Here is a 22,656-nt window from a genome sequence, read left to right as displayed (position 1 = left end):
CAGCGTCGGACGGCTGCCACGCATTCAACCACACTTACTTACTGGTTAGTAAGCCCGTTCACCCCGTATCGTATGGGCATGTCCGAAGCGACCGAGCAGGCTGCCCCGAAGGTCAAGCGACCCACCCGTGCCCACCGGCGGGAGGAGATCCTCGCCGCGGCCACGCGGGTATTCGGGTCCAAGGGCTATCACCAGGGCTCGCTGGTCGACGTCGCCGCGCAGGTCGGGATCACGCACGCCGGCGTGCTGCACCACTTCGGCAGCAAGGACAAGCTGCTGTGGGAGGTGCTGGAGTACCGCGACCGCGTGGACGTGCAGCACCTCGAGGGCAAGCACATCCCCGGCGGTATGGACCTGTTCCGGCACCTGGTCACCACCGCACGCCTGAACGCCGACCGGCGCGGCATCGTGCAGGCGTACGCCGTGCTCACCGGCGAGTCTGTGACCGACGGGCACCCGGCGTCGAGCTGGGTGGCCCACCGGTTCTCCGTGCTGCGCGGCGAGATCTCGCAGGCGGTGCTGACGATCGCGCAGGAGCGCGACGTCACACTGCCCGACGGCGAGGCCGAGCGCGCGGCCAACTCCGTCATCGCCCTGATGGACGGCCTTCAGCTGCAGTGGCTGCTCGACCCGGACGCCGTCGACCTCGCGGAGGCCACGCGGTTCGCCATCGAGTCCATACTGACGGCGACGCTGGGCAGCACGGTGGAGATCACGGACCCCGGGGCTACCACTCGGTCTTGAGCCGCCGCTTCTCCCGCTCGCTGGGCGGCACGTCCATCTGCTGCAGGGTGAACCCCATGATGTCGCTGAACACCGGGGCGGCGACGTCGCCACCGAAGATCGAGCTCTTCGGGCTCTTGAGGAAGACGGCGACGGTGTACCGGGGGTCGTCGGCCGGGGCGACGCCGATGAACGACGCCATGTAGGTCCAGCCGTTCCCCGCGGGCATCTGCGCGGTACCGGTCTTGCCCGCGATCCGGTAGCCGGGGATGTCGGCGTTGGTGCCGGTACCACCGTCCTCGGTCACCGTCTCCATCATCTCGACGACCGTGTCGGCGGTCTCCTCGGAGATGACGCGCTTCCCGGGCTCCCGCTCGGCGGGGGTCACCGTGCCGTCCGGGCTCGTCGAGCCCTCGAACAGGGTGGGGGTCATCCGCACCCCGCCGTTCGCCACCGTCGAGAAGACGCTGGTGGCCTGCATGGCGTTCACCGAGAGACCCTGGCCGAACAGGACCGTGTACTGCGTGCGGCCGTCCCAGTCGGCCACGTCGTCGGGCGGCATGAAGCCCACCGACTCGCCGGGCAGCTTCAGGCCCGTCGGCTGGCCGAAGCCGAACTTCTCCAGGTACTCCTGCCGCTCCTGGAGGGGGATCTTCTCGCCCGCCTGGACGGTCCCGGTGTTCGACGACTGCGCGAGGATCCCCGTCAGCGTGAGCCGCTGCACCGGGTGGTCGTGCGAGTCGCGGAAGGTCTGACCGTTCGGCGCCGTGTACGTGTCCGGCACCGAGAAACGGCTGTCCGGGGTCCAGTAGCCGCCCTCCAGCGCCGCTGCCGTGGTGATCACCTTGCCCGTCGAGCCCGGGTCGAAGACGTCCTTCACCACGCGCGAACCGTCCGCCACCGCCGCGGTCGAGCGGTCGTTCGGGTCCACCGAGTCCGAGTCCGCGAGCGCCAGGATCTCGCCGGTACGGACATCCTGCACGATGGCCATGCCGTACGCGGCGCCGGTCTTCCGCTTGGCCTCGTCGAGAGCGTCCTGGGCCTTCCACTGGATGTCGTGCACCAGCGTGAGGCTGACGTCGCTGCCCGGAACCGCCGGGACCGACTCCTGTCCCGCCGCCGGGATCCGCAGGCCGTCGAGGCTGCGCTCGTAGGTGTCCGAGCCGGCAGTGCCGGCCAGCACGTCGTCGTACGCCATCTCGATGCCGAGCTGGCCGGTCTGCTCGGCGTTCACGAAACCGACCAGCGAGCCCGCCACCGCGCCCGACGGGTAGGTGCGCCGCGAGGTGAGATCGGTCCGGACGTACGCGCGGATCTCCAGCGCTGCGATGGCGCGCTGCACCTCCGGCACCACGTTCTTGGCGAGCACCTTGTAGCGGAGCTTGCCCACGAGCTGGGCCGCCAGCTCGTTCTTGGGAATGTCGAGGATCGGCGAGAGCAGGTGCGCGATGCCGAGCGCGCCGTCCTCCACGCCGCGCGCCGCGCCGCGGAAGTCCTTGATCGCCACCGGGTCACCGACCACCGTGTACCGGTCCACCGAGGTCGCGAGCAGCTTGCCGTCGACGTCCGTGATGTCACCTCGGTGTGCCGGGGTGACGGCGGTCGCCGTGCGGGCAGCCTGTGCCTTCTCGGCGAGGCTCGGCCCCTCGATGAGCTGCACGTGGACGAGCCGCACCAGGAAGATCAGCACCACGAGCGCCGCGATGCCGACCAGCCAGCGCTGCCGCGCCTCCGGCCGGCCCGGCCGGGGCGGCAGCGGGCGTGCCACCCGGGAGCGGGCGGGCGCCGGGGCCGGGCGCGTAGGAGCCTCGCTCCGGCCGGGCCCTGCGGGCGCCTGAAATCCCAGCCGGGTGCTCGTCGCACGCGGCTGGGACCTGTTGGGCTGGGACTTGTCGGGCTGAGGCTTTTTCTGTTGGGCCTTGGGCCGGGGCTTCTTCGGTTGGACCTTGGGCTGGGCCTTCGGCTGAGGCTTCTTGGCCTGCGGCTTCGGCTGCGCCCTCTTGGGCTGAGGTTTGCCGGGCTGCGTCTTGCCGGGCTGCGTCTTGCGGGGCTGCGCGGAACGAGCCTGGGCGGCGCGCGGCTGCGTGGAACGCGGGCCGGCAGCGCGCCCCGTGGGGGTGCGCTGCCGGCCCGGGTCCGACGTCGGGCGGGTCACTGACCCGTTCCCTTCACCACCTTGCCAGTCTCGATACTGACCATCGTCGGGTTCTCCGCCGGGATCATGCCGAGGCTGCGGGCCTTGTCGTCCAGGTTCGTCTCGGCGGCGCTCAGGTCCTCCTGGAGGCCCTGCACGTCCTGAGCGGTCTGCGCGACCTCACCCTGCAGCTTGGACATCTCGTAGGAGCCACGCGCGAGCGTGGTGTTCAGGACCAGGACCGCCACGAGCGAGCCGATCATCAGGGTCGCGCACAGCACGAGGAACGGCACGCGACTCTTCGCGTGCAGCGGCGCGCGGACGGCGTCGAGGCCGCGGCCGCGCTGGCCGGCACCTCCCGAGATCGCGGTCAGGGGCGCTCTGCGGGTACGGGGCAGCTCGGCGGGACGAGCGGCGCGGGCCGTCGCAGCGGTCGTGGCACTCATCGGCGGTCCTCCTTCGCGGTGTGGTGCTTGGTGGTGCGGCTTCGCAGGTGGTCAGGCGTGGGGCGCAGACGCCGGGCGGCGCGGAGCCGGACCGAGGCAGAACGCGGGTTGCGCTCCAGCTCCTCGGCGTCGGCTTCCTCCGCGCCCCGGGTGAGCGCCTCGAGGTAGGGCCGGTGCGTCTCCGGCTCCACGGGCAGCCCTGACGGGGCGGACGACGTCGTGCCCTGTGCGATGGCACGCTTGACGATCCGGTCCTCCAGGGACTGGTACGACTCCACGACGATCCGGCCGTCCACGGCGAGCGCCTCGATCGCGGCGGGCACGGCGCGCTCGAGCACCTCGAGCTCCCCGTTCACCTCGATCCGAAGTGCCTGGAACGTGCGCTTGGCCGGGTGTCCGCCGGTCTTGCGCGTGGCCGCGGGGATGCTGGCCCGCAGCAGGTCGACGAGCTCGCCGCTACGGTCCCACGGCCGCTCCGCCCGAAGCCTGACGATGCCCTTCGCGATCCGGCTCGCGAAGCGCTCCTCGCCGTACTCCCGCAGGATCCGCACGAGGTCGCGCTCGTCGTACGTGTTGAGCACGTCGGCCGCCGTCAGCCCCTGGGTGGAGTCCATGCGCATGTCGAGCGGCGCGTCCTGCGCGTACGCGAAGCCCCGCTCGGCCTCGTCGAGCTGCAGCGAGGACACCCCGAGGTCCATGAGCACGCCCTGCACGGAGCCGGCGGCGTGCTCGTCGACGACCTCGCCGATCTCGTCGTAGACCGCGTGCACGGGCGTGAACCGGTCGCCGAACCGGGCCAGCCGCACACCCGCGAGAGCGAGCGCCTGAGGGTCCCGGTCGATGCCGATCACGCGAGCCGTCGGGATCTGGTCCAGGACCGCCTCGGTGTGGCCCCCCATGCCGAGCGTGCAGTCCACGAGGACCGAGCCGGGCGCCGCGAGCGCCGGCGCGAGCAGGTCGACGCACCGCTGGAGCAGCACCGGGAGGTGGCGGTCGGCAGCGTCGCTGTTGGTACCCGGACGGTTGTCGGTCGCGTTCATCGGTGGCTCCTTTCCTGCGTCGTGCCCTGCTCTCCTGCGTGCTGTCCTGCTACTGAACCTGCTGACTGCCGGAACCGGCCGTCCGGTCAGGTCTCCCTCCGCACGGTTCCGGCGGCGGGGAAGTGCGCCGGATCCAGCGGGAGGAGGCCTGGCCGTACGGCCGCCTGCCTCGCCCTGCCCTAGAAGCTCAGCCCGGGGAAGATCTCCTCGGCCTGATCGATGTAGTCGGGTTCGGTCTGCTCCTGATATGTCGACCAGGCCTGCGCGTCCCACACCTCCACGCGGCTCCCGACCCCGATCACGACCACTTCGCGATCCAGGCCGGCGTACTCGCGCAGGTGTGACGGGATGGAGACCCGGCCCTGCTTGTCCGGTACTTCGTCGCTAGCTCCCGCGAGGAAGTTTCGCGTGTAGTCCCGTGCTGCCTTGCTCGTCACCGGCGCCTGCCGGATCTGGGTGTAGATCTGCTGAAACTCGTCCATCGGGAGAAGGAAGAGGCACCGCTCCTGCCCTTTGGTCATCACCAGACCGCTGGACAGACGCCCCCGGAACTTGGCGGGAAGGATCAACCGGCCCTTCTCGTCCAGCTTCGGGGTGTACGTACCGAGGAGCAGACCCAGACCCGCGAAATTTTCTGCCATCGCAGCCATGGACCAGCACCTCCTCTCGCTCCCGCACACTCCACGCTACTCCACTTTCCACCACACCACTCGGAAAAACGATGGGGAGAACTGCCCACAGACCCTCAATGCGCAGGTCAAAGAGGTAAAGAGCCGGTGGAGTGAATTCGTGTCCGGCGCGGCGTGGAATGTCGGGGTAGTTGGCACCGGGCCGCGCCCCCTGGCCAGTCCACAGCCCCGGCAGGGGGCCGATCCCGCCGGGCAAACCACCTTCTGGGACCTGTGAAGACTGCGTGACGCACACAACTGAGTGCTTTACATCTCTACTACGCTGGACCAGCCGGGCAGCGCCAGCCGCCCCGGCTCCGAATCGGCGCGGTCACGCGTCGAAAACCCCGGCCAGTAGCTCGGCCCTGATGGAGGTCCCCACCTGTGCACACGGAACCCGCCGCGCCCGGCCTCGCGGAAACTCACTACAGCGGCGGGGCCGCCCCGCAGGCGGCGCCCGGACCCGGTGCGCTCGAAGAGCTGGTGGAAACAATGGCTCGCGTCCGCGGAGCCGTCGAGTCGGTCGTGACAGGTCGGCCAGGGCTGGCCGACATCACCCTCGCCGTCCTGCTGGCCGAGGGCCACCTGCTGGTGGAGGACGTGCCCGGCGTCGGCAAGACGACCCTCGCCAAGGCGATCGCCCGCAGCATCGACTGCCACGTCGGCCGTATCCAGTTCACGCCGGACCTGCTGCCGAGCGATCTCACCGGCGTCAACATCTTCCGCACCGGCAGCCACGAGTTCGAGTTCCGGCCCGGCCCGGTGTTCAGCAACATCGTGATCGGCGACGAGATCAACCGTGCCTCCCCCAAGACGCAGTCCGCGCTGCTGGAGTGCATGGAGGAGGGCCAGACCACCGTCGACGGCACCACCCACCAGCTGCCGCGGCCGTTCCTCGTCGTCGCCACGCAGAACCCCGTGGAGATGGAGGGCACCTACCCGCTGCCCGAGGCGCAGCGGGACCGCTTCATGGCGCGCATCACCGTCGGCTACCCCGACGTCGACGCCGAGATCCTCATGCTCGACAGGCAGGAGACCAGCACCCCGCTGTCCCACCTGCAGCCGGTGACGGACGGACGCTCGATGCTGCGGTTCTCCCAGCTCGCGCGGTCCCTGTACGCGTCGCCGTCGGTCAAGCGGTACGTGGTGGGCCTGGTCGGAGCCACGCGTGAGCACGCGGGTCTGCGCCTCGGCGCGTCGCCGCGCGCCTCGCTCCAGCTCCTGCGCGCCGCCAAGGCGATCGCCGCCATGGCGGGCCGCGACCACGTGCTGCCGGACGACGTCCAGCGGCTCGCCCGGCCGGTCCTGGCGCACCGCCTCATCCTCACCACCGAGGCCCGCCTCAGCGGTGTGACCCCCGAGACGCTCGTGGACGAGCTGGTGCAGCGCACGCCGGTGCCCGCCCTCGGGCCCGCCGACCGGCGCAAGTTCTGAGCGGCCAGGACGACAAGCACATGAGGTGGCGTGACACGCTCGTCCGGATCAGCCGGGTCAGGCTGACCCCGCGAGGCATCGGAGCGGCCTGCCTGGGTGGTGCGATGGTGCCCCTCGGCCTGGTGCTCGCCCTGCCCGACGTCGTCGGGCTGGGCGCGGCCGCGCTGCTCGCCGTCGCGGTGGCCTGGGTGGCCATCGGGACCCAGCGGCTCGAGTCCGGGCGCGGTGCCCTGCACGTGACCCGTGCCGTGACCCCGAACCCGGTGGTCCGCGACCGGACCGCGGAGGTGAGCCTGCTCGTCGCCGCGCACCACGCCAGCGGTGCCGCGTACGAACGGCTATCCCGGCTGCGGCTGTCCGAGCAGGCGGCGCACGAGCTCGCCGGCCACCAGGGCATCCGCGCCCGGGTCTCCGCCCGCGCCGACCGGATCACCGTGCACTACTCGCTGACCCCGACGCGGCGCGGCCGCTGGTCGCTCGGCCCGCTGCTGACCACCCGGACCGATGTGTTCGGCCTGGTCCGCGCCACCCAGCCGCTGGGCGCAGCGACGCACGTGCCCGTGTGGCCGCGCACGGTCGAGCTCTCCGTCCGCACGCGATCGGTGGGCGACGTCGACCACTCGGCCACGGGCGCGCGCCTGCAGTCGACCGACGACTCAGTGCTGCGCGAGTACGTCGCCGGCGACGACCCGCGCCGGGTCCACTGGGCGAGCGCCGCGCGCCGTGGCCAGCTCATGGTCCGCGCCGACGAGAGCGCCGGCGTCCGCCCGGTGACCGTCCTGCTCGACCGCTCGCTGCTGCCGCCGTCGCAGGAGGCAGGGAGCCCGCGCCGTCCCGCAGCGGTGGACGACGGCGAGTGGGCCGTGGAGCTCGCCGCATCGATCGCCACGTCGTTCCTCGACGCCGGGCACCCGACCCGCCTGCTGACCACCGCCGTCGCCCCGAGCCTGGAGGGCGAGCGGTTCGCGACGACCCGGGCGAGCCGGTCGACGCTGCTCGACGCCTGCGTGGACATCCGCGGGCACCGCGGGTCCGCCGAGGGCAATCACGCGACCAGCACCACCGCGCGTGCGCTCCGCCTCGCCAGGACATCCGGCGAGATCGTCATCGCCGTCCTCGGCCCGCACGACCCCGACGCCCGCCACAACCTCGCCGCGCTGGGCGCCGAGGGCACGTGCTGGGCGATCCTGGTCACCCCGCGAGGAGCCGGTTTCCAGCACGAGATGGACGAGACCGCAGCCGAGCTGGGCACGTCCGGCTGGCAGGTCAGCACGTCGGAGGCGCGGACCGACCCGGAACGCGCCTGGGCCCTGCTCGCGGAGCGTGCACGATGATCCCCGCACACCGCGGACCGCTCGTCCGCACGGTCGCCTCGGGCGTCCTCGTCGCCATCGCCGTCATCGCGTCGATGCACGCGCTCACCCTGGTCATCGACCCCGGGCCGTGGCTCACGGCCGGCACCACCGGCGTCGTCCTCGTGTCCGCCACCAGCTGCCTGGTGCGCTACCTGCTCCTCCGGGCCGCCGTCGACCGGGCCGCGGCCCGCCGCGCCGCGGGCCAGGGCCTGAGTGCCGACCGGGCCGCCGACCGCGCGTCGGGCAACGCCTCGTTCGTCGCGACGGCGGCCGGCGTGCTGGTCGCCTGCTGGTTCGTGCTGGCCCGTTACGGCGGCCCCGGCCAGCGCTTCGAGCCGTTCGTCGGACCGGACTCCCTGGACCAGGTCATCGAGCGGTTCCGGCAGGCCACCGAGACCATGAGCACGCAGGTCGCTCCGGTCGGCCCGGGTGAGGCCATCAGCATGGTCGCCGTGGGCGGCACCCTGCTGGTGCTGCTCGTGGTGGACTCGCTCGCCGGTGCCCGCATGCCCGGCTTCGCCGGCGTACCCCTGCTGCTCCTGTGGACCCCGCCCCTCACGCTGATCGGCGAGGTGCAGTGGCAGGTCTTCCTCATCAGCGTCACCGCGATGCTCCTGCTGCTCACGGTCGATCCCGTAGGCGTGACCCCCGGCCGGCACAGCGAGTCCGACTCCGCGGCGGTCCGCCGCGCACAGCGGTTCCGCTCGTGGGTCACCGCGGTCACGGCCGCGGCGGTCGCGGCGGCATCGCTCGGCGTCGCCACGGGCATGGCCGCGCTGCCCGCCCTGGCCGGCACGTGGAGCCAGCTCATCTCCACGCCGTCCGACACGGTGGAGCTGTCATCAGATCTCGACATGCGCCAGCCCCTGAGTGCTCGCTCGACGAGCACCGTGCTCACGTACACGCTCGCGGGCGACGAACCGGTCGGCCCCCTGCGGGTCATGACCCTCACGGCCTTCGACGGCGTCCAGACCCACCGCTCGGTATCCGAGGGCGGCCTTGCCGAGTTCGACTCGTCCACCGTCCTCGCGCCCGAGAACGAGGGAGGCGCCGGCGAACGCCGCCGGATGGACATCCAGATCGGTCAGCTCACCGGCCCGGAGCTCCCGCTGCCGCTCGAACCCCGCACCGTCGACGTCAGCGGTGACTGGGCCTACGACGCGATCCGGGACGAGGTACGCGGTCCGGGCGGCACGCAGCCCGGCGCCCCGTACAGCGTCGAGATCGTCGACCGGCAGCTGACGCCGGAGGCGCTGCGTGCCGCGCCGATGTCCGGCGACCCCCGATCGTCCGGCTACACCGTGGTGCCCGAGACCGAGCACCAGGCCGAGATCGCCGACTACGCCCGCGAGATCGCCGGTGACGCACCCACCCGGTTCGACGCGGCGGTCGCGCTGCAGAACCACCTGCGGTCGGGCGCCGGGTTCGTCTACAACCCGGATGCCGACTACCGGGGCTCGTCCGACACCGTCTGGGACTTCCTGCAGGACAAGGAGGGCTACTGCACGCAGTACGCCCTGTCCATGATGGTGATGGCGCGCAGCCTCGACATCCCCGCGCGGATCGGCATCGGCTGGCTGCCCGGGCGGCCCGACGGCAACGGCGGCTACCGGGTCACCGGCCAGGACTCGCACGCCTGGCCGGAGATCTACTTCCCGACGGTCGGGTGGGTCCGGTTCGAGCCGACGCCCCAGGTCCAGACGGGTCCGCTGCCCGCGTACGCCAACCCGGATGTCGGCAGCGTCCCCAGCGCCTCGCCCACGTCCCCACGGGACAACGAGGTGCCGACGCAGCAGCCGACCCGGAACCCGGAGCAGTCGAACCCGGCTGCCACGGCAGGTGGGTCGTCCGGCAACGACGTCTCCGACCAGACGCTTCCCGGCTGGGCCTGGGCCGTCGCGGTGATCATCGCGCTCGGCGTGCTCGGCGGTGCCGCATGGCTGCTGCTGCGCCGGCGCGCCGAGGTGGAGGTGCTCGACCCCGAACGCGCCTGGTCACTTGTCCTGGCGCTGCTCGCGGAGCAGAAGGTGCACCTCGGCCCGTCGGTCACCCTGCGCAGGGCTCCGGCCTTCATCGCGGACGAGGTGCGCACCCGGACCGGCACACCCCTGCCCGACGACGTCGCCGAGCGGCTCACCGCGCTGGCCGACGCCGCGGAGGAGGAACGTTACGCCCGCACGTCGACGCCGCCCACCCCGGAGGAGCTCGAGGAGCTGACGACAACGATCACGACGGACCTGACCCAGGCCCTGACCAGCAAGCCATGACCCCGTTGAGTGCTGGGTATTCGCCCCTTCCGGACCTCGGAGAGGGCAAATAGCCAGCACTCAACGAGTTCGCGGCCACATGAGAGGAGCCGGGCCCCTTTGGGCCCGGCTCCTCTCATGTGGCCGTGTCAGGCACGTCGTGCTGTGCCGGACACGCACATGGGTCGGTGGTCCGGTGACGGACCACCGACGTTTGTCGGGCGGCTAGCGACCGCCCTCGTTGCGCCGGTTCTCCCAACGCTCTTCAAGCCGGGCCAGGAAGCCGCCTGAGCTGCCACCGCCCTGCCGCCTACGGGGCTTGCGTGCTCCCCCGTGCGGCGGCTGGACCGTGCCGTCGTCAGCAACGACGCCGACCGGACCTTCCTGCTGCTTCTTGCGCGGTCCGAGGAACGCGAAGACCACGCCTGCGAACATCAGCACGAAGCCGATGGCGCCGAGCCAGGTCTGTGACGTCGCCGCACCTACGACAAGAAGAAGCAGACCGACGACAACGCCGGCCCCGGACAGCACATAGCGAAGAGCGTTACCCCGACCTGTGGACTGAAGCGTATTTGCAAGCCGCGGGTCGTCTGACGTCAGAGCACGCTCCATCTGCTCCAGCACCCGCTGCTCGTACTCGGACAGAGGCATCGAGACCCCCGGATCTCGCAAAGGAACAGTGTCCCTTCCAGGATAGGACGACCCGGCCGTCGTTGGTAGTCGACATCCCGGGCATACCAGCGACTATAGGGGCAGATCAGTATCGATGCGCGCCGTTCTTGTGATGTACACCCAGGTCGATCGCTGTTTTCCCAAACTTTTCGCGCACAGCGTCGAGCGCAAGTTCAGCCTCTCGCTGGGCTCCGGAGCGGGGATCGACCGCTTCCTCGAGCGTCGGCTGCTGCGTGGAGCCGTCTCTTTGCTGGAGATTTTCACCCCGTACACCGACCAACCGCACCGGCAGCCCGCCCAGGTCGACCCCGGCGACGAGCTCCCGAGCGACCAGGTAGATGTCCCGCGCGACGTCGGTGGGCCCCTCCAGTGTTCGCGATCGGGTGAACGTGGCGAAGTCGCTGGACCGGACCTTCACGGACACCGTGCGCGCCATGACACCCTGGTGCCGCATACGGGCGGCGACCCGGTCGGACAGCTCGAGCACCCGCCGGCTGACCGCCACGGCGTCGTCCTGGTCGGTGCCGAAGGTGGTCTCGGCCCCGATGCTGTGCTCCCGGTGCTCCGGCACGACGGGACGGGGGTCGCGACCCCACGACAGGTCGTGCAGGTGCGCACCGCTCACCCGCCCGACGGCGGTCTGCAGGCTCGCCAGGTCCGTGTGCGCCAGCTCCTCGACCGTGGTGATGCCCCACGCTGCGAGGGCCTTCTCGGTCTTCTCGCCGACGCCCCAGAGGGCGCCGACCGGCAGCGTGTGCAGGAAGTCCACCGTGGCCTGGACGGGCACTAACATCAGCCCGTCGGGCTTGGAGTGGGTCGAGGCCAGCTTCGCCACGAACTTGTTCCGAGCGATGCCCACCGACGCCGTCAGGCCGTGCTCGGCCTGGATGCGACGGCGCAGCGCGGCCCCGATCACCGTGGGCGGGCCGAGCCGCCGCCGGGCGCCGCTCACGTCGAGGAACGCCTCGTCCACGCTGATCTGCTCGACGAGCGGGGTGACCTCCTGGAGCATGCCCATGACCGACCGGGACACGTCGTGGTAGAGGGTGTGGTCGGGCTTGATCACGGTAGCCCGGGGACACAGCAGGCGGGCACGCGTCATCGGCATCGCGGACCGCACACCGTACGCGCGGGCCTCGTACGTCGCCGCCAGCACGACCCCGCGGTCCTGTCCGCCGACGATCACCGGCAGGCCCCGCAGCTCGGGCCGGCGAGCCAGCTCGCAGGACGCGAAGAACGCGTCCATGTCCAGGTGCAGCACCGAGCAGCCGGACTCGTCCGATCCCCAGTTGCGTCTAGCTGCCGCTGACCGCGGCCCCTTGCTCACGAACGTGCTCCGTTCTTGCTGTTGCTCAGTGCTTGCTCAGTGCTCCGCGAATCGCTCCGGGTATCGACCAGGCAGGACACACCCGCCCGGCCGGCTACGCGCCTGCTACGACGCCTCGGGCACCAGGGTCAGGCGCTGCGCGGAGAACCCGGCCTGCGGGTCGACGAGCATCGCCACCTCGTCCCGGAAGTCCTCGGCGCACGCGAGCAGCTCGTCGGCCCGGGCGGGCTCCACCTGCTCCGGGCGGCCCGCGTCGACGGCAGCCCGCAGGGGCGCCCCCGCCGCGAAGTAGCCGGACCAGGCCGCCAGCTCCGGCTCGGCGTGCGCGAGCATGTCCCACACCGTCCGCGCGCCGGAACGCGCCGACGGCCGCCCACGGAGCGCCACGACAGCGGCCGCCGAACGGATCGCCGCGAGGTGCGCGTGGACGAACCGGTCCCCCGGGTCTGTCGACCGCGCCGCCTCGGCCAGCTCCGCGTCCGCCTTGCGCAGCAGCGCGCTGACGCCTGGCGGGACCGGCACGAGCATGCGCGCGGACACGACGTCCCGCGCGCTCTGAGAGTGCATGGTGCCCATCTCGAACCTCCGATCGAACCCCTTGTGCGACACTATCGAACATACGTTCTATCCTGTCAAGCGGGCCGGCGACCCGGGAGAGACTGTTCCCATGGCCCGCCGCTCCGCCCGACGCAGCCCATCCTCCTCCGCACCACTGACACTCACCGCCGAGCTGCCCGTCGGCCCGGTGCCGATCAGCACCGGCACCGCGGAGGTGATTCGCGACCCCGACTTCCCGCAGCGGGTGACGCTGCACGTCAACGGCGTGCCGAGCTCCAGCCTCGACCTGTCGGACCCGGGATTCCTCGACTTCGAGTACATGCAGCAGATGGCCGCCTTCGTCGCCCTGCTGCCACCGGGGCCGCTCAAGGTGCTGCACCTCGGCGCCGCCGGCAGCGCGTTCGCCAGGCACGTGGAGCACGAACGGCCGGGCTCCCGCCAGCTCGGCGTCGACCTCGATGCCCGGCTCCTCGAGCTCGTCCGCGAGTGGTTCGCCCTGCCGCGCTCACCCCTGCTGCGGCTGCGCGCCGACGACGCCGGGCGGGCACTCACGTCCGCCCGCGACGAGTCCTACGACGTGGTGGTCCGCGACGTCTTCGCCGGGGACCGCACCCCCGCCCACCTCGTGGGCACCGGGTTCGCCGCCGAGGCGCACCGCGTGCTCCGCCCGGGCGGCGTCCTGCTGGTCAACTGCGCCGACAAGCCGCCCCTGACCACCGCCCGCCGCGAGGTCGCGAGCCTCGCCCAGGCGTTCGGCCCGGACGCCGCCGCATCGGGCCGGCTCGCCGCCGTCGCCGAGCCGGCGATCCTCAAGGGCCGCCGCTACGGCAACCTGGTCCTCGCCGCTGTCCGGGAGCTGCCTAAGGACCCTCCGGCGGCCCACCACGACAGGGAGCCGCACAACGCCCCTCAGCGCGCCGCAGAGGCCCGCACGGGGCACGAGGGCGACGCCGTGCGGGCGGACCTGCGTGAGGCCCGTCTGGGGCGTGCCCTGCGCACGCTCGCCGTGCCGGCCACCCTGCTCGTGGGCGACGACGCCACCGCGTTCGCCGGCACGGCGGCACCGCTGGAGACCGCCGCACCCTGACCCTGACCGAGACCCGGGCCCGGACGCGAAAAAGCCGCCACCCCGAGGGGCGGCGGCCTTTCACAGATACCTCAGAGCGGGACTACTGCTTCCGCCTGCGGACCCTTGGGACCCTGGGTGATCTCGAACTCGACCCGCTGGGCCTCCTCGAGAGACCGGTACCCGTTGGACTGGATCGCGGAGTAGTGGACGAAGACGTCGGCGCCGCCGCCGTCCTGGGCGATGAACCCAAAGCCCTTCTCCGCGTTGAACCACTTCACAGAACCCTGCGCCATGCTGTCCTTCGACCTTCCGTCCGGGAACCGACGGCGGGCCCGTTGCCCACCCCCGTGCCGCAATGCTTTCCCCGCTTGCTCACGACACGGCGGACGTGGCCTTGGTACGTCACTGCAACGTGCGACAGTGTGGCACGTACCACTCAAATGTGCCACGGAACAGGCACATTTCTGCCGCAGGTATGACACACCGGGCTCTGCGCGGCCCGTTCCGACGGAGGTGGTGTGCGCCTCAGCCTCCGGCTCGGGCGTCCGCTGTGCGGCTCAGACCTGCGGTTCCCGCGTGGGGCGCGCGACCTCTTGCTCGGCACGCACCCCACGCGGGACTTCCGGATCAGTCGCCGTTCTGCTGTGCGAGGAACCGCTCGAACTCCGCGCCGAGCTCCTCCGCGCTGGGGATCGGGGTGGTCTCCGCGAGGAGGCTCGGGCGACCCACGGAACGGGCGAAGGCGTCGTACTGCTCCTCCAGCGCCTTCACCACCGCCGCGATCTCGGCCGAGTCGGCGACCTGCTTCTCCACCTCGATCTTCGCGTCGGTGGCTGCCTCTTCCAGCTTGGGGATCGCCAGGTCGAGACCGGTGGCCCGCTCGGTGTGGTGCAGCGCCACCACGGTTGCCGGCGGGTACTGCGCCTGGGACAGGTAGTGCGGCACGTGGACCGTGAAGCCCATCGCGTCGTGCCCCGCCTCGCCGAGCCGGTACTCCAGCAGCGCGGCCAGGGAGCCCGGCACCTTCACGCTGCCGAACCACGACGTGTAGTCGTCGACGAGGGCCGGCCGCGTCGCGTGCGCGGTCAGGGACAGCGGGCGCGTGTGGGGCAGACCCATCGGGATGCCCTGGATGCCGACGACGAGGCTGACGCCGAAGCGCTCGACCAGCTGGATCACGCCGGCCACCACGCGTTCCCACTGCAGGTCCGGCTCGGCACCGTGCATCAGGAGGAAGCCGGTGCCCTCGGCGTCGGTCACGTGGTCGATCGCGAGGTACGGCGCCTGGTAGTCCGACCAGCGGTCGGAGTCGAAGGTCATGGTGGCCCGCTTGGAGCGGTAGTCGAGCAGCTGGTCGACGTCGAACGTCACCAGGCGCTCGACGCGGAACTCGTCGACGAGGTGCTCGACGGCGATGTCGCCCGCGCTGCCCGCGTCCACGAACCCGCGGACCGCGTGCAGCAGAACAGGCCCGTCGGTGCTTCCGGGCACGCTGCGACCCAGCGTGCGCCCGACCGCTGCTTCGTCGACGTCGTAGATGCCCTGGGGGTCAAGCACGTGCGCTCCCTCGCTCGTCGGAGTGGTTCGGCGATCACCCGATGTGACCGGGTGCTCTGCTGAGGTCCAACGCCGCGACCGCCCGGTGTCTTCCCGTTACGCCCAAAGCGTCGCGGGAACCCTGTCGACCCGCTACCGAGTCGCGCAGGCCCTACCGACCGGGCAGGCGCACCACGGAGACGAAGAACTCGTCGATCTGGCGGACGACGTCGATGAAGCGGTCGAAGTCCACGGGCTTGGTGACGTACGCGTTCGCGTGCAGCGAGTACGAGCCCACGACGTCCTCCTGCGCGTCGGACGTGGTCAGGACCACCACCGGGATGTGCCGCAGCATGGGGTCACCCTTCGCCACGGCGAGCACCTCCATGCCGTCCATCTTCGGCAGGTTGAGGTCCAGCAGCACCAGGTCCGGCGTCGGGGCCTTGGCGTACTGCCCCTGCTTGCGCAGGAACTCGAGCGCGCTGACGCCGTCACCGACCACCGAGACGTTGTTGGGCACGCGGTGGTCCTCGAACGCCTCCCGGGTCATCAGGACGTCGCCCGGGTCGTCCTCCACCAGGAGGATCTCCATCACCTTGTGACCGCTCACGCCCGTACCTGTTCCCTGGATTCGGCAACAACGGGACCCGTCGTCGCGACCCGCCGTCGGCCCTGGTCAGGCCGCCTCATCCGAGCGTAGTCGACTGCGCACGTTCGGTCGAAAGGCGCCCTCCGCCGGGCTGCCCCTGCCGCCTGGCGAGGGTGAACCGCACGATGGTGCCGCCGCCGGCCGCCGGCTCGATCCAGATCCGGCCCTTGTGGTACTCGACGATGCGTTTCACCAGCGAGAGGCCGATGCCGGTGCCCGCGTACTCGTCACGCGCGTGCAGCCGCTGGAAGATGATGAAGACCCGTTCCGCGTACTGGGCGTCGATGCCTATGCCGTTGTCCACCACGGAGATCTCCCAGTGCGCGCGCATGCTCCGCACCTCGATGCGCACCTTGGGCGCCCGTTCGGGGTCGCGGAACTTCAGCGAGTTGCCCACCAGGTTCACGAACAGCTGCTGCAGCAGGGCCCGCTCGCCGTGCACGACGGGCATCGGGTCGTGGACGATCTCGGCCTGCGTCTCCACCACCCGCTCGGACAGCTCGGACAGCGCGCCCGCCAGCACCGCCTCGAGCTCCACGTCCTCGCGCGGCACTCCCGTCCGGCCCACCCGCGAGAAGCTCAGCAGGTCCTGGATGAGCCGCTGCATGCGCTTGGCGCCGTCCACGGCGAACTCGATGTACTGGTCGGCGCGGTCGTCGAGCGAGCCGCCGTACCGCTTCTGCAGGAGCTGGGTGAAGCTCGCGACCTTGCGCAGGGGCTCCTGCAGGTCGTGCGAGGCCACGTAGGCGAACTGCTCGAGGTCGCGGTTGGACCGCTCGAGCTCGCGCGCCTGCTCGCTGAGCAGGCCGTGCGCGTTCTCGACCTCCTGGTGCGACAGCCGGATCTCCTCCACCTGGTGCACGAGCTCGCGGCGCATCGTCTCCACGTGCATGGCGAGCAGGGCGACCTCGCCCGCACCCACCGGACGGATCTCGCGGCCGAGCACGCCGCTGCTCACCACCCGCACGCCGGCGGTGAGCGTGGTGAGCGGACGGATGACCCAGGTCTCCAGGGCCAGCCACATCATCGTGCCCATGAGCACCACGACGAGCACCAGGGCCACCACGGCGCCCAGCAGGAGCTGTTCCCAGACAGCCCGGGTCTCCATGATCTCGTCGCGCTGCGCGCCCAGCTCGGCCAGGTACTGCACGACGGCGACGCGGGCGCTGTCGTAGAGCGCGTCACCCTCGGCGGATGCCGGCGCGGTGCCCAGCAGCTCCATCCGGCACGCCATCTGGCCGGCCGGCGCCGCCTCGACGGCAGCCACCACGGGCTCGGCGTACTCCTCGAACCAGGCGTCGGTGCGGCGCACCGCCTCCTCGTGGGCCAGCGCCACCTCGGCGTCGGACGCGAGCGCACGCCGTTCGACGTCGGCCAGGAGCGTGATGTGGCCGCTCGACCCGACCGCCCGGGTCCAGGGTTCGAGCGCCGCGTCGTCGCACGTGGCGCGGTAGGCGCGCAGCGAGGCCTCGGCGTCGCCCAGCGCGAGCGAGGCGCGCTCGCCGTCGACCAGCGCTCGGTAGTACGGGCCGTCGGCCCGGGCGTCGAGGCTGCGCGACTGGACCAGGGCGAGCACCGCCACCGCGAGCGCGATGATGAGCATGGCGGCGACCGCACCCAGGAGCCGGGCGAGCCGGCGACGCATGGACACACCGGTGAACCGGTGCTCGTCCGGAGCCACCGTCATGCGCGCGACCACTCCACCGAGTCGGCGAGCGTCGACGTGCGCTCCGGCGGCCCGGTCGCCCCGGCGCCGGCCCAGCCGACGAAGAGCAGTGCGGCGTCGTCGACGAGAGGCCCGCCGTGCAGCTCACGTACGCGGCGCAGCACGCGGGTCACCACCTCGTCGGTGCCCTGGTCCATCTCGCGCTCCACGACGCTGCGCAGCCCGTGCGCCCCGAGCCGCGGCATGCGGCCGTGCGCGCTGGGCGCCAGGACGGGCGTGCCCTTCGGGTCGGCCCCGACCGCGGCCTCGACGAGCCCGTCCGTGTAGAGCACGGCGGTCCACACCTCGGGCAGCTGGACGGTGTGCGCCGACCAGCCGCCGTCCACCGGGATGCCCAGGGCTCGGCCTCGCCGCGCCGAGGGCAGCTCCTCGCAGTGGTGCGTCACCTGCGCCGCGGAGCCTGTATCCGCGGAGGTGGAGGTCCGGGGCACCACGAGCAGGGGCGGCAGGTGACCGGCGAGGTAGACGTCCATGCGTGCGCGGTCCGGTGAGATCACCGCCTGGCAGATCGTGACGAACACCTCCGGCCGACCCCGCTCCGCGAGGAGCACGCGCTCGAGCAGCGGCAGCACGTTGTCGGCGGGGGTGTCCGCGAGCACCAGCGTGCGCCACGCGGTGCGCATGGCGGCGCCGAGCGCCGCCTCGTCCGGTCCGTGCCCCGCCACGTCGCCGATGACCGTGACGAGCGTGCCGTCGGGACGCTCCACCGTGTCGAAGAAGTCACCCCCGAGCAGCCCGTTCCCGCCGGGCAGGTAGCCGACCATCACCGAGACCTTCTCGTCGGTGACCAGCTCCTTGGGCAGCAGCGCGCGCTCCAGCCGGGTGGTCTCGGCGGCGCGCACCTCGCTGCGGTACAGCGCGATCTGCTGGGCGGCGGACCGGCGCCGCAGCGTCGCGTACCGCAGGCAGCGGGCGAGCGCGTCGCCGTCCACCTCGCCCTTGACCAGGTAGTCGTCGGCGCCGTTCGCAACGGCGGCCGCACCCAGGTCGTGCGAGGTGTTCCCGGTCAGCACCACGACGGCGGGCTGGACGGGCAGCACGTCGATGCCGTCGATGACCCGGCGCAGGGCGCCCAGCCCCTCGGCGTCGGGCAGGCCCAGGTCGAGGAGCAGGCAGTCCACCGCCACCATCGAGAGGACCCCGAGCGCCTCGTCGACGGAGCGCGCCCGGTGCAGCTCGGCGCGCAGGTCCGCCTCGACGTCGGCGTCGGCGAGCAGCTCGCTCACCAGGAACGCGTCCGCGTCGTCGTCCTCGACGAGCAGCACCGAGATCGGACCGTCGATCCAGGCCGGGCGCACCTCGGGTCCGAGCCCGCTCCCGGGCCCCGCAGAACCTGCCCCGCCCAGTGCCATGGCGGCGATCCTATCCAGCGAGATGACGCCGTGTCAGCGGACAGGCCGACAGGTGCGCGATAATGGTCGGCCGGTTGATTCTGACCGAGGTTTTTTCGCTGGTGAACCACGGAGGTATGGCGTGACGGGAATCGCGGGCGAGCTCGCCCACGAGCAGGCAGTCGTCGACACGATGTACGTCCGTCTGGACACCCTTCGGGGCACCACGGCGGACCGCCTGCGAGGGGTCCGCCTGGCGGGCGCCAGCGGTACGCACCAGAACCGCAGCGAGCGGGACGCCTTCGCGACCCTCTACGAGGACCGGGCCGCACAGCTCGACGCGGTGGAGGACCGGCTGGTCTTCGGACGTCTCGACCTGGCGGACGGCGCCACGCGGTATGTCGGGCGCATCGGCCTGACCGACGCCGAGCACCGCTCGATCCTGACCGACTGGCGCGCCCCGGCGGCCGAGTCCTTCTACCGCGCCACGGCGCTGCACCCGGGTGACGTGCACCGCCGTCGGCACCTGGTGACGAAGGGCAGGTCGGTGACCGGCCTGGAGGACGAGGTGCTCGACCTCGACGCCGAGATCGACCCCGACGCCCTGTCCGGCGAGGGCGCGCTGCTCGCCGCGATGGCCCAGGGCCGTACGGGCCGGATGTCGGACATCGTGGCGACCATCCAGGCCGAGCAGGACCGCATCATCCGCTCCGACCTGTCGGGCGCGCTCGTGGTCCAGGGCGGCCCGGGCACGGGCAAGACGGCGGTGGCGCTGCACCGCGCCGCCTACCTCCTGTACGCCCACCGGCGCCTGCTGGAGCGGTCGGGCGTGCTCGTCGTGGGCCCGTCCAGCGCGTTCCTGCGCTACATCGACCAGGTGCTGCCGTCGCTGGGCGAGACCGGCGTCGTGTCCACGACGGTCGGCGACCTCATCCCCGGCATCCGGGCGACCGCCGTCGACGAGGGGCAGGTGGCCCGGCTCAAGGGTCTGCTCCTGTGGCGCAAGATCATCCGCCGCGCCGTGCGGGCGCGGGAGCGCGTGCCGGAGCAGGAGACGCCGGTACGGGTGGAGGGACACGACTTCGTGATCCGCCCCAAGGACGTCGCCGACGCGATCGCCCGCGCCCGCCGCACCCACAAGCCGCACAACCTGGCGCGCGGCGCGTTCGTGCGCGACATGCTCGACCGCCTCACCGACCAGTACCGCGACTTCACGGGCGGACTCCTGTCGGGCGAGGACCGCTCCTCGGTGTTCGAGGACCTGCGCTCGGACCGCACGGTCCGCGTGGCGCTCAACATCGCGTGGCTGCCGATCACCCCCGAGAAGCTGGTCAGGGACCTGTACGCCAAGCCGCACCGGCTCGCCGAGGCCGCACCGGAGCTGACCGCACGCGAGCGCCGCCTGCTGTTCCGGGAGGCCGGCGCGCCCTGGACGGAGTCCGACGTGCCGATCCTCGACGAGGCGTACGAGCTGCTCGGGGAGGACGACTCCGTGGCGCTCGCCGAGGCCCGCCACCGCGAGGCCGAGCAGGCGCGGGAGATCGAGTACGCCCGCACGGTGCTCTCCTCGACGGGCGCGGGCGACGGCCTGGTGGACGCCGAGATGCTCGCCTCCCGCTTCGCCGCGAGCGGCCCGTCGCTGACCACCGCCGAACGCGCCGCGGGCGACCGCGCCTGGACCTATGGTCACGTGGTCGTCGACGAGGCGCAGGAGCTCTCCCCCATGGCCTGGCGGTCGCTCGTCCGCCGGGTGCCCACCCGCTCGATGACCATCGTGGGCGACGTCGCCCAGACGTCGTCCGCCGCGGGTGCGCGCAACTGGGACCGCATGCTCACGCCGCTGCTGCACGACGGGTGGCGGCTCGCCGAGCTGACCGTCTCCTACCGCACGCCGTCGACGGTCGCCGACACGGCGCAGGCCGTCGCGCGGGCCGCCGGGCTGCCCGTCTCGGAGCTGCGCGCGGCGCGCGACGTCGAGGGCTCGCTCACCGCCGTACGTACCACGCCGGGCCCCGACGGCCTGCCGGACGACGACGCGGTCGTCGCCGAGGCGCTCGCCCTCGTCAAGGAGCTAGTGGGACCGGACGCCGGACGCGTGGCGGTCGTGGCGCCGGCAGCCGGCGTCGCGCGGCTTGCCGAGGCGGTCGCCGCGGCCCTGCCCGAGGCGGTCGGCGCCGCCGAGGCCGCCCGGCTGGCGGCGCAGCGCCCGGAGGACGCGCAGGTCACGGTGCTCGCGCCGCGGCAGACCAAGGGCCTGGAGTTCGACGCGGTGGTGCTGGTGGAGCCGTCCGCCATCGCCGAGGGCGCCGGCGCGACGAGCGACCTCTACGTGGCGATGACCCGTCCGACCCAGCGCCTGGTAGTGGTGCACAACCGGGACCTTCCGGAAGGGTTCTGACCCCTTTGCGGGGGCCGTGTCCCAGCAGGCGGGACGTGGCCCCCGTTCGTTTGTTGCTTCTGCCTCCCCTGGCGCACCATGGGTGCGTGCAGCGAGCCCTTCTCCTCGAGAACGTCCACCCCACCTCCGTCCCGATCCTGGAATCGGCCGGGTACGAGGTCGACTACCGCAAGGGAGCCCTCGACGAGGACGAGCTGATCGCCGCGCTCGACGGCGTCCACCTCCTGGGTATCCGGTCCAAGACCGAGGTGACGGCGCGCGTCCTGGCCGAGGCGACGAGCCTCGTCGGCGTGGGTGCCTTCAGCATCGGCACGAACCAGATCAACCTGACCGCCGCCGCGAACCGCGGCGTCGCGGTGTTCAACGCGCCGTTCTCCAACACCCGGTCGGTGGTGGAGCTCGCGATCGCCGAGATCATCTCCCTGACCCGCCGGATGACGGAGCGCGACCGCGCCCTGCACGCCGGCGTCTGGGACAAGTCCGCCGAGGGGTCGCACGAGGTGCGCGGCCGCACGCTCGGCATCATCGGCTACGGCAACATCGGCTCGCAGCTCTCCGTGCTCGCCGAGAACCTGGGCATGTCGGTGATCTTCTACGACACCGCCGAGAAGCTGGCGCTCGGCAACGCCCGCCGCGCCGAGACGCTCGACGAGCTCCTCGAGACCGCCGACATCGTGACGCTGCACGTCGACGGCCGCTCGGGCAACGCGGGGCTGTTCGGCGAGAAGCAGTTCGCCCGTATGAAGCAGGGCGCCATCTTCCTCAACCTGTGCCGCGGGTTCGTCGTCGACGTCGACTCGCTGGCGGAGCACATCACGTCCGGACACCTCTCGGGTGCGGCCGTCGACGTCTTCCCGGAGGAGCCCAAGAAGCGCGGCGACGCCTTCGAGTCGGTGCTGCGCGGCCTGCCGAACGTGATCCTCACCCCGCACGTGGGCGGTTCCACCGAGGAGGCGCAGGAGTCGATAGGCCAGTTCGTCGCCAAGAAGCTCAGCGACTACGTGGCGACCGGCTCGACGATGCTCAGCGTCAACCTGCCGAACCTGCAGCTCGAGCACACGGGCGTCGGCCGGATCAAGCTGCTGCACCGCAACGTGCCCGGCGTCCTGGCCACGGTCAACCAGATCTTCGCCGACCACGGCGCCAACATCGAGGGCCAGATGCTCGCCACGCGCGGCGACATCGGCTACGTGGTCACCGACATCTCCGACGTGACCGAGCGCGGCGCCTCGAAGAAGCTCCAGGCCCTGGAGGCGACGATCCGCCTCCGCATCCGCGACGCCTTCGAGCGCCCGGAGTTCCCCCCGGGCCCGGCCGCCCGCTGACCCCTCGTTGAGTGCGTGA

19 protein-coding genes are annotated in these 22,656 nt (G+C 71.8%); 7 read left to right on the top strand and 12 right to left on the bottom strand.

The genetic code is table 11. The features are described 5' to 3' along the window. The first annotated feature begins 78 nt into the window (after positions 1–78). A complete protein-coding gene (locus ACQEVI_RS21485) occupies positions 79–744 on the top strand; it encodes a TetR/AcrR family transcriptional regulator (RefSeq protein ID WP_432902552.1) in 666 nt (221 codons plus the stop codon). On the opposite strand, the gene ACQEVI_RS21480 is transcribed toward ACQEVI_RS21485, so the two are convergent. The 4 genes from ACQEVI_RS21480 to mraZ all read right to left on the bottom strand — a co-directional run bounded on the left by ACQEVI_RS21480 (position 728) and on the right by mraZ (position 4,993). After that, positions 728–2,878, bottom strand: coding sequence for a penicillin-binding transpeptidase domain-containing protein (locus ACQEVI_RS21480; protein WP_432902521.1), 2,151 nt, complete (start codon positions 2,876–2,878; stop codon positions 728–730). The genes ACQEVI_RS21485 and ACQEVI_RS21480 overlap by 17 nt on opposite strands. Further along, positions 2,875–3,303: a hypothetical protein gene (locus ACQEVI_RS21475; RefSeq protein ID WP_432902518.1), complete on the bottom strand. Its 429-nt coding sequence runs from the start codon at positions 3,301–3,303 to the stop codon at positions 2,875–2,877. The genes ACQEVI_RS21480 and ACQEVI_RS21475 overlap by 4 nt, the downstream gene beginning before the upstream one ends. Then, positions 3,300–4,343, bottom strand: coding sequence for a 16S rRNA (cytosine(1402)-N(4))-methyltransferase RsmH (gene rsmH, locus ACQEVI_RS21470; RefSeq protein WP_432902515.1), 1,044 nt, complete (start codon positions 4,341–4,343; stop codon positions 3,300–3,302). The genes ACQEVI_RS21475 and rsmH overlap by 4 nt, the downstream gene beginning before the upstream one ends. 179 nt (positions 4,344–4,522) lie before the next feature. Then, positions 4,523–4,993: a division/cell wall cluster transcriptional repressor MraZ gene (gene mraZ, locus ACQEVI_RS21465; protein WP_116674600.1), complete on the bottom strand. Its 471-nt coding sequence runs from the start codon at positions 4,991–4,993 to the stop codon at positions 4,523–4,525. A gap of 402 nt (positions 4,994–5,395) precedes the next feature. On the opposite strand from mraZ, the gene ACQEVI_RS21460 reads away from it, so the two are divergent. From ACQEVI_RS21460 to ACQEVI_RS21450, 3 genes are read left to right on the top strand one after another with little or no spacing between them, the layout of a single operon-like run. After that, a complete protein-coding gene (locus ACQEVI_RS21460; RefSeq protein WP_432902512.1) occupies positions 5,396–6,445 on the top strand; it encodes an AAA family ATPase in 1,050 nt (349 codons plus the stop codon). A gap of 20 nt (positions 6,446–6,465) precedes the next feature. Continuing rightward, the gene (locus ACQEVI_RS21455) at positions 6,466–7,779 is read left to right on the top strand and encodes a DUF58 domain-containing protein (protein ID WP_432902510.1); all 1,314 of its coding nucleotides are present in this window, start codon (positions 6,466–6,468) and stop codon (positions 7,777–7,779) included. Further along, positions 7,776–10,067: a transglutaminase domain-containing protein gene (locus ACQEVI_RS21450; protein ID WP_432902509.1), complete on the top strand. Its 2,292-nt coding sequence runs from the start codon at positions 7,776–7,778 to the stop codon at positions 10,065–10,067. Before ACQEVI_RS21455 ends, ACQEVI_RS21450 begins: the two co-directional genes overlap by 4 nt. 204 nt (positions 10,068–10,271) lie before the next feature. On the opposite strand, the gene ACQEVI_RS21445 is transcribed toward ACQEVI_RS21450, so the two are convergent. The 3 genes from ACQEVI_RS21445 to ACQEVI_RS21435 all read right to left on the bottom strand — a co-directional run bounded on the left by ACQEVI_RS21445 (position 10,272) and on the right by ACQEVI_RS21435 (position 12,612). Further along, a complete protein-coding gene (locus ACQEVI_RS21445) occupies positions 10,272–10,697 on the bottom strand; it encodes a DUF3040 domain-containing protein (protein ID WP_432902507.1) in 426 nt (141 codons plus the stop codon). Between the two features lie 106 nt (positions 10,698–10,803). Then, positions 10,804–12,045, bottom strand: coding sequence for a DNA polymerase IV (locus tag ACQEVI_RS21440; protein WP_432902505.1), 1,242 nt, complete (start codon positions 12,043–12,045; stop codon positions 10,804–10,806). Between the two features lie 105 nt (positions 12,046–12,150). Beyond that, a complete protein-coding gene (locus ACQEVI_RS21435; protein WP_432902503.1) occupies positions 12,151–12,612 on the bottom strand; it encodes an SAV_6107 family HEPN domain-containing protein in 462 nt (153 codons plus the stop codon). A gap of 100 nt (positions 12,613–12,712) precedes the next feature. Between ACQEVI_RS21435 and ACQEVI_RS21430 the strand changes: the two genes are divergently transcribed. Next, positions 12,713–13,690, top strand: coding sequence for a spermidine synthase (locus ACQEVI_RS21430; protein WP_432902501.1), 978 nt, complete (start codon positions 12,713–12,715; stop codon positions 13,688–13,690). A 71-nt stretch (positions 13,691–13,761) separates the two neighbouring features. Here the strand turns inward: ACQEVI_RS21430 and ACQEVI_RS21425 are convergent, their stop codons facing one another. From ACQEVI_RS21425 to ACQEVI_RS21405, 5 genes are all read right to left on the bottom strand, one after another. Further along, the gene (locus ACQEVI_RS21425; protein ID WP_116674592.1) at positions 13,762–13,965 is read right to left on the bottom strand and encodes a cold-shock protein; all 204 of its coding nucleotides are present in this window, start codon (positions 13,963–13,965) and stop codon (positions 13,762–13,764) included. 334 nt (positions 13,966–14,299) lie between these two features. After that, complete coding sequence (locus tag ACQEVI_RS21420; RefSeq protein WP_432902499.1) at positions 14,300–15,229, bottom strand: proteasome assembly chaperone family protein; 930 nt, start codon at positions 15,227–15,229, stop codon at positions 14,300–14,302. Positions 15,230–15,380: 151 nt separating this feature from the next. Then, entirely contained in the window at positions 15,381–15,800 is a 420-nt protein-coding gene (locus tag ACQEVI_RS21415) for a response regulator (protein ID WP_116677634.1), read from the bottom strand. Positions 15,801–15,894: 94 nt separating this feature from the next. Beyond that, positions 15,895–17,544 carry a sensor histidine kinase gene (locus tag ACQEVI_RS21410; RefSeq protein WP_432902497.1) on the bottom strand — a complete coding sequence of 550 codons (1,650 nt, stop codon included), beginning with the start codon at positions 17,542–17,544 and terminating at the stop codon, positions 15,895–15,897. Further along, positions 17,541–18,935 carry a PP2C family protein-serine/threonine phosphatase gene (locus ACQEVI_RS21405; protein WP_432902495.1) on the bottom strand — a complete coding sequence of 465 codons (1,395 nt, stop codon included), beginning with the start codon at positions 18,933–18,935 and terminating at the stop codon, positions 17,541–17,543. The genes ACQEVI_RS21410 and ACQEVI_RS21405 overlap by 4 nt, the downstream gene beginning before the upstream one ends. Positions 18,936–19,056: 121 nt before the next feature. Between ACQEVI_RS21405 and ACQEVI_RS21400 the strand changes: the two genes are divergently transcribed. Together ACQEVI_RS21400 and serA are read left to right on the top strand one after the other, a co-directional pair. Continuing rightward, a complete protein-coding gene (locus tag ACQEVI_RS21400; RefSeq protein ID WP_432902494.1) occupies positions 19,057–21,312 on the top strand; it encodes a HelD family protein in 2,256 nt (751 codons plus the stop codon). 86 nt (positions 21,313–21,398) lie between these two features. After that, positions 21,399–22,637 carry a phosphoglycerate dehydrogenase gene (gene serA, locus ACQEVI_RS21395; protein ID WP_432902492.1) on the top strand — a complete coding sequence of 413 codons (1,239 nt, stop codon included), beginning with the start codon at positions 21,399–21,401 and terminating at the stop codon, positions 22,635–22,637. Positions 22,638–22,656 lie beyond the last annotated feature (19 nt).

Origin of the sequence: Promicromonospora sp. CA-289599, assembly GCF_050936155.1 — a bacterium.
In the GTDB taxonomy this organism is placed as follows: domain Bacteria; phylum Actinomycetota; class Actinomycetes; order Actinomycetales; family Cellulomonadaceae; genus Promicromonospora.
The sequence above is the reverse complement of the archived record's forward strand: the minus strand, read 5'-3'. Positions and strand labels throughout refer to the sequence as shown.